Origin of the sequence: Runella sp. SP2 (genome assembly GCF_003711225.1) — a bacterium.
Classification (GTDB): domain Bacteria; phylum Bacteroidota; class Bacteroidia; order Cytophagales; family Spirosomataceae; genus Runella.
This window is the reverse complement of sequence record NZ_CP031030.1, coordinates 6,189,880-6,204,015: the sequence shown is the minus strand read 5'-3', so window position 1 is coordinate 6,204,015 and position 14,136 is coordinate 6,189,880. Positions and strand designations below refer to the sequence as shown.

The following is a 14,136-nucleotide window of genomic DNA, read 5'->3' as shown; positions in this document are numbered from 1 at the left end:
GGGAAGTTCAAAACCATCCTTTCTATGAAATCCTCTACTGCTGCCGTTGAAGTAAGCAGCCTAAGCCCGCGCGAAACTACCGTTTCTATTTTCCTAATTGGGCTGATGTTTTTTATCTTCGGCTTCATCTCGTGGGTCAACTCCATTCTGATTCCTTACTTCAAAATTGCCTGCGAACTCACCAGCTTTCAAGCCTATTTGGTGGCGTTTGCGTTTTACATTGCTTACTTTATCATGTCGGTGCCTGCTTCGTATTTACTCAAAACCCAAGGGTTCAAAAAGGGCATGATGTTTGGCTTTTGGGCCATGGCTTTGGGAGCGTTTATTTTCGTTCCTGCCGCCATGACGCGCACCTACGGCATTTTCTTAATGGGGCTGTTTACGATTGGCATTGGGTTAGCCATTTTACAAACCGCTGCCAATCCTTACATCACCATTCTAGGCCCCAAAGAACGTGGTGCTCAACGAATTAGTATCATGGGCATTTGCAACAAAGCCGCTGGTATTTTGTCACCACTGGTATTTGCTGCCGTGATTTTACGCCCCACCGACACCGATTTATTTGCACAACTTGGCACGATGAATCCTACCGAAAAAAGCGCTGCTTTGGACGAACTCGTCCGTCGTGTGATTCAGCCTTATACTGTTTTAGGAATATTTTTATTTGTGTTAGGGTACTTGGTGTATCGCTCGCCACTTCCCGAAATCAATACCGAGCACGAAAGCCCCGAAGTCGCCACTGCCAATGCGAGCAAAACCAGCATTTTTCAGTTTCCGCACCTTATTTTGGGGGCTGTGGCCATCTTCCTGCACGTAGGTACGCAGGTGATTGCCATTGATACCGTCATTGGTTATGCCAACTCCATGGGCATTGATTTGCTCAAGGCCAAAACGTTTCCATCCTACACTTTGGCCTGCACCATTTGTGGGTACATCATCGGCATTATCACCATTCCTAAGTTCATCAGCCAAGTCAATGCCCTGCGCTTTTGTACGGTGTTGGGAACGGTGTTTACCTTGCTAATTATTTTTGCCAAAGGCACCGTTCAATTTCTAGGCCATACCGCCGACCTTTCGATTTGGTTTGTGGTGTTGCTCGGTTTGGCCAACTCACTTGTGTGGGCGGGAATTTGGCCCTTGGCGTTAGACGGCCTTGGCCGTTATACCAAACTCGGTGCGTCGATTCTCATCATGGGCTTGTGTGGCAACGCCATTATGCCGCTGTTCTACGGTTATTTCGCCGATTTGTACGACGTGCGCACTGCCTATTGGGTATTGTTGCCTTGTTATTTGTACTTGGTGTATTATGCAGCCTATGGCCATAAAGTGAAGCATTGGGGAACCTCACCCCAACCCCTCTCCTTTCAGGAGAAGGGCTAATTTTTTCAGCCAAAAAGACCTGCATTTTATGAAAATAAAAATCAGTAACGGGACTATCCTGACTCCTTTTCGTGCCATTAAAAATGGAACGGTGGTGGTGGAAAACGGTCAAATCGTCGGTGTGCATGAAGGCTTCGTTGACGTATCCGATGCCGAAGAAATCGACGCCCAAGGGCAATACATTTCTCCTGGGTTTATCGATATCCACGTTCACGGCGGTGGTGGTGCCGATTTTATGGACGGTACCGAAGAAGCTTTCCTGACCGTTGCCGAGCTGCACGCGCGTTTTGGTACAACGGCCTTGGTACCAACCACATTGACGGCCGAAAAAGAAGATTTGCTTCATACGCTCGATGTTTATGAAAAAGCCCATCGACGCAATACTAACGGCGCGGCCTTTTTGGGCATTCACCTCGAAGGCCCCTATTTTGCCCTGAGTCAGCGGGGAGCACAAGACCCGCGTTACATCCGCAATCCCGACCCCGCCGAATACGAAGAAATTCTGCACTATTCGTCGTCCATCGTTCGCTGGAGTGCCGCCCCTGAATTAGAAGGAGCAATTCCGTTTGGACAACGGCTACGTCAAAAAGGGATTTTGGCGGCCATTGCCCATACCGATGCTTATTACGACGATGTGTTGGCAGCCTACGAAAATGGTTATTCACTCGTCACTCATTTGTATTCAGCGATGTCGGGTGTGACGCGCAAAAACGCCTTTCGCTACGCGGGGGTGATTGAAAGCTCGTACTTACTTGACTTAGACGTAGAAATCATCGGTGATGGCATTCATTTGCCCGCTCCTTTGCTCCAATTTGTCTATAAATTCAAAGGACCCGACCGCACTGCCCTCATCACCGACGCCATGCGCGGCGCAGGGATGCCCGAGGGGGAAAGTGTGCTAGGATCGTTGAAAAATGGCTTGCCCGTTATCATCGAAGACGGTGTGGCCAAACTCCCCGACCGTACCTCGTTTGCGGGCAGCGTCGCCACCTTCGACCGACTGGTGCGCAACATGATTACGATGGCCAATGTGCCGTTGTTGGATGCCGTTCGCATGGCAAGTACTACCCCCGCCCGCATCATGGGCGTTAGCGACCGCAAAGGCTCGCTCGCCAAAGGCAAAGACGCTGATGTTGTTATTTTTGATGAAAATATCAACGTCGGGATGACGATGGTGGGGGGAAAAGTGATTTACAAAAAGTAAAATAAAAGTTACAATATGCCTCTTTTACAAGAAACAACCGTTGACAAACTCCACGTCAAATTAGCCCAAAACCGCCAAGAATTAGGGCAATATGCAGCCGAAATGGCCGCTACAAAAATTAAATCATTGCTTCAAAGCCAAGAAACCGTCAATATTATTTTTGCCGCTGCTCCGTCACAAAACGAGTTTTTGGACGCCCTCGCTGTCCAGCCTGGTGTTGAATGGCAACGGGTCAATGCCTTTCACATGGATGAATACATTGGCTTGTCGGACGAGGCACCACAACGTTTTGGCAATTTTCTCAAAGACCGATTTTTTGCCAAAGTACCGTTGAAAGAAGTGTTTTACATCAATGGAAACGTAGCAGAGGCCGAAGCAGAATGTCAACGTTACTCGGCTTTGTTGACCCAATACCCCACCGACATCGTTTGCATGGGTATCGGCGAAAACTGCCACATTGCGTTCAACGACCCGCACATTGCATTTTTCAATGACCCTGTACTGGTCAAAAAAGTGGACTTAGACCTTACGAGCCGTCAGCAGCAAGTGCACGACGGCTGTTTTGCGTCGTTGGAGCTTGTTCCCGAGTATGCCCTTACGCTTACGATTCCTGCGTTGGTAAAAGCGCCCACGGTGTTTTGCATGGTTCCTGCAGCCCACAAAGCCGAGGCCATTTACCATACCCTCCTCGACGACATCAGCGAAGTATATCCATCAACGATTTTACGTACCCACCCCAACGCCACCCTGTTTATCGATCCTAATAGCGCTCAGCAGTGGTTGGAAGCTACGGAAACTAAGTAAATTTGTGGCCACAAACGCTTATTCCTTAAAAAATCACCCACAAATTCTATGAAGAATCGCCTTCTAGGCTGCTTATTAGCTGCAAGTAGTTTAACCCTCCCCAGTATGGGACAACAAGCCAAAAAGCCCATTAGCCTCATCGTGCTTGAGCCTGGGCACTTTCATGCCGCACTGGTACAAAATACCCGCTACGACAACGTCAACCCCGTCGTGCACGTGTATGCCACCAAAGGCCCCGATGTAGAGGCGTACCTCGATAAAATTAAAAAGTACAACACCCGCTCCGACGACCCGACGCAGTGGGACGAGAAAGTCTATACGGGCACTGACTTTTTCCAGAAGATGTTGAGCGAAAAAGCAGGTAATTTGGTGGTTTTGGCAGGAAATAATCAAAAGAAAACTGACTACATCAAAAAATCGGTGGACGCGGGGTTGAACGTGTTGGCCGATAAACCCATGGCCATTGACGCCGCTGGTTTTTCGTTGCTGCAAGAAGCTTTTGCCCAAGCCAAAAAGAAAAACATATTGCTCTACGACATCATGACGGAGCGCTACGAAATCAGCAATGCCCTTCAACGCGAGCTTGCGCTGGTGCCCGCCATTTTTGGTACACTCCAAAAAGGCACACCCCAAGACCCTGCCGTTACCAAAGAGAGCGTTCACCACTTTTTCAAGTACGTTTCGGGCGAGCCTCTGATTCGTCCATCGTGGTTTTTTGACGTAAAACAACAAGGCGAAGGCGTGGTGGACGTGACGACCCACTTGGTGGATTTGATTCAATGGAGCTGTTTTCCCAACCAAATCATTGACTACAAAAAAGACATTAAGCTCCTCAATGCGACTCACAGCGCCACAACCATGACGCCTGAGCAATTTAAACTCGTCACCAAAAATGACACCTACCCCGATTATTTGAAAAAAGACGTCAAAGGAAAAAATCTTGAAGTATATGCCAACGGTCAGATTGACTACACCCTCAAGGGCGTACACGCTCGCGCATCGGTGATTTGGAACTTCCAAGCGCCACAAGGCACGGGCGATACGCACTATTCAATTATGAAGGGAAGCAAAGCGAACTTGATTATACGTCAGGGCAAGGAGCAGAATTTTAAGCCTGTGTTGTACATTGAAGCCCTTAACAATACGCCAGCGTACGAAAAAGCAGTGGCCGAAGCGTTCAAAAAAGTACAGACAACGTACCCAGGCATCGAACTCAAGAAAAATGACAAAGGCTGGGAAGTAGTGATTCCGAAGAAATATGACATTGGCCACGAAGCGCACTTCTCACAAGTAGCGAAGAAATACATGGACTTTTTGAAGGCTGGAAAACTGCCCGAGTGGGAAGTTCCTAACATGATTTCGAAGTATTATACCACCACGCAAGCCCTTAAAATGGCGCAGAGCAAAAGCACAGTTAATCGTTAATCGTTATCTGTTAATTGTTTGTCTTGTCTTAGCCTAAGTGAACAATTCTGTGCTGAGGGTTGCTTACAACCCGATTGTTGGTGTCGAATTGAGAATGCAGAGTGTCGAATGGTATTTTTCTTATTCGACACTCTGCATTCGACCCTCGACACTCCTAAAATGGTAAATTATCTTCCTCGCTGGCTTCAAAGGTGGTAGGTAGCGATGTTGTAGGACGGGTGCTTCCGCCAAAACTTGCCTCTTCGCTGGCACCACCGCCTCCGCTCATTGAATCAATTTTCCACGCTTTTACATCGGTGTACCAGCGGCCGTTGTACTCACGGCTTTCAATATCAAACGACACGTTTACTTCGTTCCCTACTTTCAACGCGCTTTCATTGATTTTATCTCCCCATGCCGAGATACACACTTTTTTGGGGTACTGTCCGTCAGTTTCAATGACAAAATCTTGTTTTTTCCACGTCCCATTTTTACCCTCGCCTGTTTGCAAAGGCAATAGCTGGAGTACTCTTCCTTTGATGTCCATAGTCCGTTATTCGTTTTATTGTTAATATTTGCTAATCCATTTGTGGTTGCTCACAACCACAAGCACATCATCCATTTGTGGTTGTGAGCAACCACAAGCACGTTTGATACGCACGTTTGCCCTTCTGACTACCTTCTCACTAAAAAGTTACATGGGTTATAAGAAGTGCTAGATACAAAAATGCGAGCTACTGATGTTCCTCAATAGCTCGCGTTTGAAATTGATGTATCGAAGACGATGAGCTTGCGCTCATGCGTTTTGTTAGTCTTCTTTGAAGTATTTCGTGTATTTACGTTCGTTTTTCTCTAAAAGGCCTCCTACCCAAAAAGAAACGCCTAACAATACTGCATAAAATATGAGGGTACCGATGGTTCTTAAGTCCATTATGATTCGTAATTTATTGTGTAAAACCTTATTTTAAAGATAGTACAAAAGTAATAGCATTCGGCATTTAGACCCAAAAAAACTGGTGTTTTTTTGTAAAATTATCCGAATACGTTCTTTCTAAAGTACTCCTTTGGTGGACGGTAAAACATCAAGGGCTTTCAAATCACGCTTCACGGCCATCTTGATGGCTTTGGCCCATCCTTTAAAAATTGCCTCGATTTTGTGGTGTTCGTTGCTTCCTTCGCACTTGATGTTGAGGTTGCACTGAGCCGTATCCGAAAACGACTTGAAGAAATGATAAAACATTTCGGTCGGCATTTCTCCGATTTTTTCCCGCTTGAAATCAGCATCCCACACCAACCACGGGCGACCCGAAAAGTCGATAGCTACTTGGGCCAAGGCTTCGTCCATTGGCAACAAAAAGCCGTAGCGACTAATACCTCGTTTGTCGCCCAACGCCTTGCGGTAAGCTTCGCCCAACGCCAAGGCGGTGTCTTCGATGGTATGGTGCTCGTCGATGTGCAAATCACCCACCACCGAAATTGTCAAATCGGCGCCTGAGTGTTTGGCAAGCTGGTCGAGCATGTGGTCAAAAAATCCAAGCCCTGTATTCATTGCTGACTTACCTGTACCATCGAGGTTGAGTTCTATTTTGATTTGGGTTTCTTTCGTCACTCGCTCTACCGAAGCCGTACGGGCAGGCAAGCGAAGGTGTTCATAAATAGCGTCCCAATCGGTGCTAACGAGCGAAATGGCATTGGCCAATTCAGAGGCAAGATCGGCAGGGAGTTCGTTGGCAATATAAATGGCTTTACATCCCATATTCACCGCCAATTGCACATCCGTCAGGCGATCGCCCAGCACGTAGCTGTTTGCCAAATCGTACGAGCCATTGAAATACTCCGTCAACAAAGCCGTGCCAGGTTTGCGCGTGGGGGCATTTTCGTGCGGGAAGGTACGATCCACGTGAATTGCTTGGAAAGTTACCCCTTCGCCTTCGAGAACTTGGAGCATTTTATTTTGGGCAGGCCAAAACGTATCTTCGGGGAAAGAATCAGTTCCCAAGCCATCTTGGTTGGTTACCATCACAAAACCAAAATCGGTTTCTTCGGCCAAACGACGAAGATTTGAGATGGCTTTGGGCAAAAAAGCCAATTTTTCTAAGGAATCTACCTGAAAATCGACGGGTGGCTCAACGATAATAGTTCCGTCGCGGTCTATGAAGAGAAGTTTTTGCATCAGTTTTCGATTTTGAACCGCGAATATCGAACATCCAAGGGCGTTTTTTGTTAAATTGCTCAAAATTTTTCCTAACGACAAACTAAAATCCGATGAAAAAACCTCTCCTAAGTGGTGCATTGTTGGCCCTGAGCCTCGGCACAGGATATGCACAAAGTGCCCTCAAGCCCGTTATCAACCAAGCGTCTGACGCTATCGAAAGCAAGGTAATTGCGTGGCGTCGCGATTTCCACGAGCACCCAGAGCTTGGCAACCAAGAATTTAGAACGGCAAATATCGTGGCCGAACACCTACGCAAGCTAGGTTATGAAGTCAAAGAAAAAGTAGCCGTTACGGGAGTTATCGGTGTACTCAAAGGAGGAAAACCTGGCCCCGTAGTCGCCCTTCGCGCCGACATGGACGGCCTGCCTGTAACTGAACGCGTGGATATTCCTTTCAAATCGAAAGTGGTAACGGAGTTCAACAACCAAAAAACGGGTGTCATGCACGCTTGCGGTCACGATAGCCACGTCGCTATTTTGATGGGGGTTGCTGAGGTATTGGCGTCGATGCAAAAAGACTTAGCAGGAACGGTTAAGCTTATTTTCCAACCTGCCGAAGAAGGCGTTTATACAGGTGGGACTTTTGGTGCCAATCGAATGGTGGAAGAAGGCGCATTGGACAACCCGAAAGTGGATGCTATTTTTGGACTTCACATCAACTCACAAACCGAAGTAGGCAAAATCCGCTACCGCCCAGGTGCGACCATGGCAGCCGTTGACCAGTTGACCATCAAACTAAAAGGAAAACAAACCCACGGCGCCAACCCTTGGTCGGGCGTTGACCCTATCGTTACGGCTTCTCAGGTGGTGATGGGTTTGCAAACCATCGTAAGTCGCAATGTTGACATTACGGAAAACCCTGCGGTAGTAACCGTGGGTGCGATTCACGGCGGTATTCGCTACAACATCATTCCTGAGTCACTCGAAATGATTGGCACCATTCGTACCTTCGGTGATGACCAGCAGGCGCTTGTTCACCGTCGCATCAAGGAAATTTCAACGAATATTGCTGAAAGCGCAGGTGCAAAAGCCGACGTAGAAATTGGCATCGGCTACCCAGCGACGGTCAACGACCCCGCACTTACCGATAAAATGATTCCGACGTTGGAGGCATTGGCAGGCAAAGACAACGTCCTTCTTTCGCCCGTTGCTACTGGTGCCGAAGACTTTAGCTACTTCCAAAAGAAAATCCCTGGGTTCTTCTTCTTTTTGGGAGGAATGGCCAAAGGCAAAAGCCCTTACGACGTAGCACCGCATCACACCCCTGATTTTTACCTTGATGAAAGCGGGTTTACGTTAGGCGTAAAATCTCTTAGCCACTTGGTGGTAGATTATATGGAGATGAACTCTAAAGCAGCAGCTTCAAGCACTACCAAAGGGAAGAAAGCAACAAAATAACGTGGGTGACCACATAGTTTAGATAGTTTTTTTCACATAGTAAACATAGCATTCAGCCGCATTAGCCGTTCGATATGTTTACTATGTGAAAACACTACTGTGCTCTATGTGTTTTAGAAATGAATATACCCGATTTAGACCAATTGCCCGTACAAGTCAAACTCCTCGGCGTTGTTGATTTTTACGTTGGCAAAGTCCCCTACTCGAACGTACTGTTCGGCCGAAATTAATACCTCATTATCTACTTCGGGGGAATCAAATTCGGTACGGCCAATGAAATAACCACCTTCTTTACGGTCGAACAACACCTTGTACGTATTGCCAATTTTTTCTTGGTTCAACGACCACGAAATGTCTTGCTGCACCGCCATGATGTCGTCGGTACGTTGTTGTTTTACGTCGGCAGGCACGTCGTCGGGCATGGTAAACGAATGCGTCTGGTCTTCGTGCGAGTAGGCAAACACACCCAAGCGATCGAAACGGGTACGTTCCACAAACTCAAGGGTTTCTTCAAACATTTCTTCCGTTTCCCCTGGATGCCCTGCAATGAGGGTCGTACGCAGCGCAATGCCTGGTACTTTATCCCGAATGGTCTTGATGAGGTCTTCGGTTTTTTCGCGCGTGATACCACGGCGCATGAGTTTCAGCATTTCGGTGCTACCACTTTGCAGCGGCATGTCCAAATACTTACAAATGTTGGAACGCTCGCGCATCACATCCAACACATCTAGCGGAAAACCCGACGGGTACGCATACTGTAAACGAATCCAGTCGATGCCTTCTACATCGGCTAGGTGATTGAGTAGCTCCGACAAATTGCGTTTTTTGTAAATATCCAACCCGTAGTAGGTCAAATCTTGAGCAATCAAAATCAACTCTTTCGTGCCACGACGCGCCAATGATTTTGCCTCAGTCACCAGCTCATCAATTGAACGCGACACGTGGCCTCCGCGCATCAACGGAATTGCACAAAAACTACAAGGACGATCGCATCCTTCTGCGATTTTGAGGTAGGCATAGTGCGCGGGCGTCGTCAATAGACGTTCTCCAACGAGCTCTTGTTTGTAGTCTGCTTTGAGGGTTTTGAGCAAACGCGGAAGTTCATTCGTCCCAAACCACGCATCTACTGTGGGGATTTCAACCGCCAATTCATCCTTATAACGATGTGACAAACAACCCGTTACATATACTTTATCCACCAGCCCTGCTTCTTTGGCATCGGCATAGCGCAGAATGGTGTCCACCGATTCTTGTTTGGCATTGTCGATAAACCCACACGTATTGACAATCACAATATTGGCATCGTCTTTTTGCGACTCGTGGGTCACGTTGTAGCCGTTGCCTTTGAGTTGGGTAAAGATATTTTCGCTATCCACCAAGTTTTTACTACAACCCAGTGTCACGATATTGACTTTGTTTCGTTTGGTTCCTTTGGTTTTCATTGATTCAGAGAATGGAGGCAGGCTTCATGAGTCACAAGAAAAAAACAGATACTCAACTTATTATGCCTCTACGTAATACTGTAATTTGAGCCACAAAGTTCGGCAACTGAATCGGAAGCACCAAAATTGATGACGGATTTAGGGGTTATTGTACTGCAAACTATCTCTAAACAGCTGGCGCGTACAAGCAGCGGTCTTGCCGACTAGGCGTCAACTTTTTGACTTTGGTGGGTTTGGACTGCCTATCAGGTTTTACGCTCAAGTTCCAATAAAGACCCAACGAGGCAAAAGAACCAAAGGGTCGTTTGAATGGAACAGCGACTTCTTTGAATTGGATAAAATGATTTCTTAAATAAGAGGCTTGCAGGGACACCCGCGTCGAGATTCGGTAGCGAGTCCCTAAGCCATACATAAAGCCTGCGGATTCGTCATGAACTTCAAAAGCCCAAAAATTGCCATTTCGCCCACCTTGATCTAATTCCAAATAGACGCGCCACCTTTTTTTGCCCGTTCCTAGCCGCATGCCCATAAGTATAGCAGAGTCTTCAAAATCATTTTCTAAGCATCGTGCATGAAGAAAAACTTCTGCAAAATGCCCTTCTATGGATTCAAAGTGCAACCCAAGGTTGGCATTGACTTGCCCCCGTGGCGTCCACGCATCAACTTGAGTTGAACCGTAGCGAATGGCCTGCGATTTCTGAAAAATGGGGGCGGCATAGCTCATTTCGGCTTGCCAATAGCTGGTGTTTGGGTATTGTGCCAAAGTTTCCTTGCCCAGAAGATACGCAAGCGTAAAGAAATAGAAGGTTCTCATGTCATAGCCGTTATAATGATAAAACGGCTACTGGTATGATTTATTTCTTTTTTAGTTTTTGTTTGTTAATAGGTGGTGAACCATATAAGAAACATAAGGCCATATTAGGGTAAAAGCATTAAAGGCAGACTCAAAGTGGCGGGATAGACTACTATTTTTTTCATAGTCCGTAACGGGTTTGAGTAGCGAGATGTATTCCTAAGGCGGTGATACTATTGGAGATGATTCCAAGCACGGGAATGATAAACCAAAGCACATATTCTTGCTTGATGGCAAAAGGTAAAATGAGTTTGCCACCCACTAAAACTCCTATCCAGACCGCTGCTGCGATGAGATTGGCCCCTGACCAATAGCCAAAGCGCCAAGAAGGAAATAACTTAAAGAAAACCCACTCATTGAAGCACTGGAATAGGTAGTACGTTCCGAAAAGGACAAAAAGGAGATAGTCATCGTATTGGTTTGTCCACATCTTATCCACCATCACTACAATAAGCAGACCTGTTACCAGCAAGGTCACTAAATTCAGTAGCCATAAAGTCATTGGTTTTTGTTTTTTATGAAAACTCTCCAATGCGACCCATTGTCCAGCGACCAAAAACAAAGGAAAAGGCATCATCATCAACAACCAACTTACGTAATAGGCGCCGACGGGCAATAATGCCCACAACCAAAACCATTTTTGTCGAAACGCCGAACGGATGTCTGGCGCTTGGGGCGGAAGGTTCATGACACGATTCATCTTTTTGTATATTTAGATATTTCAGAAATTATTGAAATTTAAAACCCAATAAATAGGCACCTAAGTGCCCGTTTGTTCGCCATTATTAGCGCAATAGCTTGATTAGCGTTCCTAAGATTAAGCTTTCTTCCGCCTTCATTGCGGCATCTAAAGCCCCGTCTGCTAAGTTTACCACTCGACTGATGCTTTCGATGGTCGCATGGAATGTTTCCGAATCGGCATCACCCGCCCGAACAGGGACACCCCGAAGCTCTTCTAATAACTTAATCACAGGCTCAATCTCTCTCCTTCGGCGTTCTTTTGCTACTTGTTTGGCTACTTTCCAAGCGTCTTTTTCGGCAAAAAAGTATTCTTTACGCTCTCCAGGGCGCAATTCTTTAAAAACCAATCCCCAATCCATCAAATCCCGTAAGTTCATGCTTACATTCCCACGAGAAATCTGAAGCTGCGCCATCAAGTCTTCGGTCGTGAGCGGATTAGGAGAAATCATCAATAGCGCGTGAATCTGCGCCATCGTACGATTAATTCCCCATTGGGTCGCTAATGTTCCCCATGCCTGAACAAAGCGGTCTTTTGCCTCTTGTAATTCCATAGCCAAAAGTAAAATAAATTATTGTATTTTCAAAAATATTTGAAAATAAATTTATTCTCCCAACACCACACAACTAAACGGCGCCAACGAAATGGTATCGACCTTTTCAAAACGCGACGCGGTGTCGGTGGTGAATAGCAGTTCGGTGGGCATGAAGGAAGCAGCGTAAATTACGGTTGTATTGGAAAGATTATGAAGCACCCATACTTCCTGCTCAGCAAGGCCACGCTTGAATGCGACCAAGCGAGGGTTGCGGTTGGGTAAAGGTTCGATTTGCCCGTAAAAACTACCGATGACGTCATTGGATTTACGGAAATGAATCAAGCGTTTGTAGTGATTATAAAGCGAATTGGGGTCGTTTTGTTGATTCGCCAACGGAGTTACGGTCACGCTTTTGCTGTACTTGGGCTTCATCCATCGCGCTCGTTCACGGTCGTGCTGACGGTACCCCCACAAAAACGGTTCACGGATAAACTCATCGGGCTTTTGTCCCAGCATCCCCAGTTCTTCGCCATAATAAACGTACGGCTGCCCTGGCAGCGTAAAAAGTAAATTCGCCGCTACTTTCAAATGGGTCTGCTTGCCGTGTAACACACTTCCAATGCGCGTTTGGTCGTGATTGGTCAGCATAGTGGCGTCAATAAAACGGGGATTTGTTTGGGCAAATACTTGACGATTTTTAGCCAAAGTAGTAATCAAATGCACGGTATCTCGCTCCTCGGCGGTGATTTTTTGAAGCGCCAAACTCAAATCAAAGTTAAAATTGGCCGTCAGCCCGCGAAAATAAGGAGCAATTTTATCGGCTGCGTTCCACACTTCACCGACCAAATACACCTGCGGGTTTACTTTCTGCATTTCCGTCCGAAATTCGACCCAAAAATCGTAGTTTTTGTACTCTTCCCATTCGGGATAAATGTGGCGGGCGGCGTCCAATCGAAAACCGTCCACGCCCATTTCTAGCCAATATTTGCCAATGTCATAAATCGCTTGGCGCACAGGTGGGTGGTCGCAGTTGAGGTCAGGCATTCCTTTCCAAAACAAACCGTAGTATTTTTCGGTATTGCCCACGGCACTGTGCCAAGGCTTTCGTTCCCACGTATCGGGGGTAGCCTCGCGCGTGGCAATCCCCAATGCTTCAATTTCCTTCGGGCTTTTCCAATTGTAATAGTTTCGGTAAGGATTGGCTTTGCCTTTCGCCGATTCTACAAACCAAGGATGGCGCACACTCGTGTGATTAATCACCAAATCTAAGATGACTTTGATCCCGCGAGCGTGGGCTTCAGTCAGGAGGTTTTTAAAATCGTCGAGGGTTCCGTATTCGGGTTCAATGCCGTAATAATCAACAACATCGTATTTATGATAACTGGGTGATGGCTGAATCGGAGTGAGCCATATTGCCTCAATGCCCAACTCTTGAAGGTAAGGCAGTTTGGAACGAATGCCATTCAAATCACCGATTCCGTCCCAGTTGGAATCGCAAAAAGAACGAACAAAAATTTCGTAACAAATTCGGGGGTGCGTCAAGATTTCCAAGGTTTATTTAACTGCAATGGGCGCCATTGATTTCGCCAAAATCTTCTGCATGTATTTCCCCAAAATATCAAACTCCAAATTGACGATGTCGCCGACTTGCAATTGATGAAAATTAGTATGCTCGTAGGTATAAGGAATAATCGTTACGCGGAAACCGTCATCGTGCGAGTTAAAGACCGTCAAGCTCACCCCATTGACACAAATTGAGCCTTTTTCTACGGTAATATTGCCCACAGCGGCATCGTACGTAAAATCAAACAACCAACTTCCACCCACTTCAGCGATGTAGGTACAAACCCCCGTTTGGTCAACGTGGCCTTGAACAATGTGCCCATCAAAACGACCGTGGGCAGGCATACATCGTTCTACGTTTACCTTCGTGCCTACTTTCCACTGACCTAAGTTTGTTTTTTTGAGGGTTTCGTCCACCGCCGTTACCGTGTAGGTAGTTCCTTCAATGCTCGTCACCGTCAGACAAACGCCGTTATGGCTCACGCTTTGGTCCACTTTGAGTTCGGGCGCCAAAGCTGCACTCAATCTAAACGTCAGGTTCGTTCCTTCCGCAATGATTTCGACGATTTCGGCCGTCGCTTCTACAATTCCTGTAAACAT

The 14,136-nt window shown here is 46.7% G+C and carries 13 protein-coding genes; 5 read left to right on the top strand and 8 right to left on the bottom strand.

Annotation, left to right across the window (positions count from 1 at the left end; translation table 11 throughout):
• The first annotated feature begins 24 nt into the window (after window positions 1-24).
• Genes DTQ70_RS24960 through DTQ70_RS24945 form a run of 4 tightly spaced genes read left to right on the top strand, consistent with a single transcriptional unit; the run spans window position 25 to window position 4,813 of the window.
• Window positions 25-1,380, top strand: coding sequence for a sugar MFS transporter (locus DTQ70_RS24960; protein ID WP_122933317.1), 1,356 nt, complete (start codon window positions 25-27; stop codon window positions 1,378-1,380).
• Window positions 1,381-1,408: 28 nt separating this feature from the next.
• Window positions 1,409-2,584 carry an N-acetylglucosamine-6-phosphate deacetylase gene (nagA, locus tag DTQ70_RS24955; protein WP_122933316.1) on the top strand — a complete coding sequence of 392 codons (1,176 nt, stop codon included), beginning with the start codon at window positions 1,409-1,411 and terminating at the stop codon, window positions 2,582-2,584.
• A gap of 15 nt (window positions 2,585-2,599) precedes the next feature.
• Window positions 2,600-3,388, top strand: a complete 789-nt coding sequence (locus DTQ70_RS24950; protein WP_122933315.1) for a glucosamine-6-phosphate deaminase — start codon at window positions 2,600-2,602, stop codon at window positions 3,386-3,388.
• A 48-nt stretch (window positions 3,389-3,436) separates the two neighbouring features.
• On the top strand, window positions 3,437-4,813 hold the full coding sequence (locus DTQ70_RS24945; RefSeq protein ID WP_122933314.1) for a putative oxidoreductase C-terminal domain-containing protein: 1,377 nt from the start codon (window positions 3,437-3,439) through the stop codon (window positions 4,811-4,813).
• A gap of 154 nt (window positions 4,814-4,967) precedes the next feature.
• Here DTQ70_RS24945 and DTQ70_RS24940 read toward each other — a convergent pair whose 3' ends face one another.
• Window positions 4,968-5,339, bottom strand: a complete 372-nt coding sequence (locus tag DTQ70_RS24940) for a DUF3127 domain-containing protein (protein ID WP_122933313.1) — start codon at window positions 5,337-5,339, stop codon at window positions 4,968-4,970.
• A gap of 504 nt (window positions 5,340-5,843) precedes the next feature.
• Complete coding sequence (hisB, locus tag DTQ70_RS24935; protein WP_122934550.1) at window positions 5,844-6,965, bottom strand: bifunctional histidinol-phosphatase/imidazoleglycerol-phosphate dehydratase HisB; 1,122 nt, start codon at window positions 6,963-6,965, stop codon at window positions 5,844-5,846.
• 92 nt (window positions 6,966-7,057) lie between these two features.
• On the opposite strand from hisB, the gene DTQ70_RS24930 reads away from it, so the two are divergent.
• Window positions 7,058-8,404, top strand: coding sequence for an amidohydrolase (locus DTQ70_RS24930; protein WP_122933312.1), 1,347 nt, complete (start codon window positions 7,058-7,060; stop codon window positions 8,402-8,404).
• Between the two features lie 134 nt (window positions 8,405-8,538).
• Here the strand turns inward: DTQ70_RS24930 and rimO are convergent, their stop codons facing one another.
• The 6 genes from rimO to DTQ70_RS24900 form a co-directional block, all read right to left on the bottom strand.
• Entirely contained in the window at window positions 8,539-9,846 is a 1,308-nt protein-coding gene (rimO, locus tag DTQ70_RS24925; protein ID WP_122933311.1) for a 30S ribosomal protein S12 methylthiotransferase RimO, read from the bottom strand.
• A 166-nt stretch (window positions 9,847-10,012) separates the two neighbouring features.
• Entirely contained in the window at window positions 10,013-10,660 is a 648-nt protein-coding gene (locus tag DTQ70_RS24920) for a hypothetical protein (protein WP_122933310.1), read from the bottom strand.
• A 160-nt stretch (window positions 10,661-10,820) separates the two neighbouring features.
• Entirely contained in the window at window positions 10,821-11,399 is a 579-nt protein-coding gene (locus tag DTQ70_RS24915) for a hypothetical protein (protein ID WP_122933309.1), read from the bottom strand.
• 85 nt (window positions 11,400-11,484) lie between these two features.
• Window positions 11,485-11,991 (bottom strand): GbsR/MarR family transcriptional regulator, encoded by a 507-nt coding sequence (locus tag DTQ70_RS24910; RefSeq protein WP_122933308.1) that lies wholly within the window; start codon window positions 11,989-11,991, stop codon window positions 11,485-11,487.
• 51 nt (window positions 11,992-12,042) lie between these two features.
• Window positions 12,043-13,515, bottom strand: coding sequence for an alpha-amylase family glycosyl hydrolase (locus DTQ70_RS24905; RefSeq protein WP_122934549.1), 1,473 nt, complete (start codon window positions 13,513-13,515; stop codon window positions 12,043-12,045).
• Window positions 13,516-13,527: 12 nt separating this feature from the next.
• Window positions 13,528-14,136, bottom strand: coding sequence for a riboflavin synthase (locus DTQ70_RS24900; protein ID WP_122933307.1), 609 nt, complete (start codon window positions 14,134-14,136; stop codon window positions 13,528-13,530).

Excerpts from the sequence above, each read along its gene's own strand:
- DTQ70_RS24950 (WP_122933315.1), top strand. The coding sequence starts at position 2,600 with ATGCCTCTTTTACAAGAAACAACCGTTGACAAACTCCACGTCAAATTA.
- DTQ70_RS24960 (WP_122933317.1), top strand. The coding sequence starts at position 25 with ATGAAATCCTCTACTGCTGCCGTTGAAGTAAGCAGCCTAAGCCCGCGC.
- DTQ70_RS24900 (WP_122933307.1), bottom strand. The coding sequence starts at position 14,136 with ATGTTTACAGGAATTGTAGAAGCGACGGCCGAAATCGTCGAAATCATT.
- DTQ70_RS24945 (WP_122933314.1), top strand. The coding sequence starts at position 3,437 with ATGAAGAATCGCCTTCTAGGCTGCTTATTAGCTGCAAGTAGTTTAACC.
- DTQ70_RS24920 (WP_122933310.1), bottom strand. The coding sequence starts at position 10,660 with ATGAGAACCTTCTATTTCTTTACGCTTGCGTATCTTCTGGGCAAGGAA.
- DTQ70_RS24940 (WP_122933313.1), bottom strand. The coding sequence starts at position 5,339 with ATGGACATCAAAGGAAGAGTACTCCAGCTATTGCCTTTGCAAACAGGC.
- DTQ70_RS24910 (WP_122933308.1), bottom strand. The coding sequence starts at position 11,991 with ATGGAATTACAAGAGGCAAAAGACCGCTTTGTTCAGGCATGGGGAACA.
- hisB (WP_122934550.1), bottom strand. The coding sequence starts at position 6,965 with ATGCAAAAACTTCTCTTCATAGACCGCGACGGAACTATTATCGTTGAG.
- nagA (WP_122933316.1), top strand. The coding sequence starts at position 1,409 with ATGAAAATAAAAATCAGTAACGGGACTATCCTGACTCCTTTTCGTGCC.
- DTQ70_RS24915 (WP_122933309.1), bottom strand. The coding sequence starts at position 11,399 with ATGAATCGTGTCATGAACCTTCCGCCCCAAGCGCCAGACATCCGTTCG.
- rimO (WP_122933311.1), bottom strand. The coding sequence starts at position 9,846 with ATGAAAACCAAAGGAACCAAACGAAACAAAGTCAATATCGTGACACTG.
- DTQ70_RS24930 (WP_122933312.1), top strand. The coding sequence starts at position 7,058 with ATGAAAAAACCTCTCCTAAGTGGTGCATTGTTGGCCCTGAGCCTCGGC.